At 35.5% G+C, this 1,605-nt stretch carries 1 protein-coding gene; it reads right to left on the reverse strand.

Going from position 1 to position 1,605, the window contains the following annotated elements; translation table 11 throughout:
• Nucleotides 1-138 precede the first annotated feature (138 nt).
• Nucleotides 139-1,374 (reverse strand): IS110 family RNA-guided transposase, encoded by a 1,236-nt coding sequence (locus COD92_RS24205; protein ID WP_098996587.1) that lies wholly within the window; start codon nucleotides 1,372-1,374, stop codon nucleotides 139-141.
• Nucleotides 1,375-1,605: the final 231 nt, after the last annotated feature.

The raw sequence follows: 1,605 nt of genomic DNA on the forward strand, positions 1-1,605 counted from the left end.
CTAAACCAGCTAATAGTTTGTCAATATTTTTCATTAAAAACTTTAATTTTTTTGTGTTATATTAAAAATGTGCATGCCAAATAACCTTCCTAAATTTCACTTTTGGAAGGTTTTGCATTGTTTACTTTTATTTATTAATTAAGCTATATCTTGGAAAGTTGAGTGACTTTTTAATAGTGCATATATCCATTGTAAAAGCTTGTTCGCACAGGCTATTACAGCTACTTTATAAGGCTTTCCTTCTTCCCGTTTCTTATCAAAGAACTCTCGTAACCTCTTGTTGCGTGGAATGATATCTTTGGTTGTTTTCTTTTTTCGACAATCACGAATGGCACATTTAACGGCTAAATATAAGGCACGCCTAAGCCTGCTAGACCCTCTCTTTGTTATTCTGTTCACTGTTCCTTTGAACCTACCTGATTCAAAAATACTTGGGTCAATTCCGGCAAAGGCTACAAGTTTTTTAGGGTGATTAAACCGATCAATCTCACCAATTTCGGAAATAATCGTTGCCGCGATTTTTTCTCCAATACCAGGGATTGATTGGATAATCTTATATTCTATAAGTTCTTTTGCTAAAGCATCTATCTCAGCCTGAAACGTAGATAGGTGCTTTTGGTATTCTAAAAGCATATTGATATACATTTTTAGCGTTAAAATATGGCTCTGGTATAAGGTTCTCTGAAAAGGATTCCGAGCTGCTGAAGCTTTCAGTTCCTTCGCTTTAGTTTTCGCCCAACTATGAGATCGACTATTACAGTTTTCCTTTATTCTAGCTGCTATTGTTTCTTCGCAAGTTTCTAATACATCGTTAGATGTAGGATATTCTAGTAGAGTTAGTAAAGAAACAACTGAATATAAGTCCCCAAAAACACCTTTATACTCAGGAAAAACCTGATCAAGAACTGCTTGAAACTGCAGCTTCGCTTGTACAAATATTTCAGTTAAGTTTTCGTGTTGTCGTGTTAGATTACGAAGGTTTAAGAGGTGAATTCCTCGTTTTTTATACGGCTCTAAATCCTCCTTATAGTACAATTCACAGAGATGATAAGCATCGATTTTATCTGTTTTTACTTTTCGTAAACTCGAGCTCTTTGCACGATAGGAGATAAGAGGATTGATTATAATTAATAAATAATCTCTGTCCTCAAAATACTGAACAACGGGAGTATGATAATGCCCTGTAGCTTCTAGAACAATTGGAGGTTTAACTCCTGTTAAGTTCTCAATTTCTCTAAGAAATTGATGTAAAATATCTAATCCCTCTAGAGTATGTGATACTTTAAAACTACTTTTGTAAGGTTTTTTCTTATCCAAGAAAGCTTGAACCTGACTTTCACCTTTTGCTATATCCAGACCAACGACTGGATTCATTTTTAAATCTCCTCCTCTAATAAATAAAATCACCGGTACCCCTAATTCCTTCTTGCAGTATCATAGCTTCGCTTGTTATACGAGATCCATAGTCCCAACCAGCCTCAAACATGTTTCTACAAGTAGGGGGCGAACTGTTTAGATTACGGGATCGAAGTCCCACGGGTGCTTACGTTCTACCCCGGCTACCGTTATAATAAAACCATATAAAAAATGGTCAACCAGAAATAT

The organism is Bacillus sp. AFS037270, from assembly GCF_002585305.1.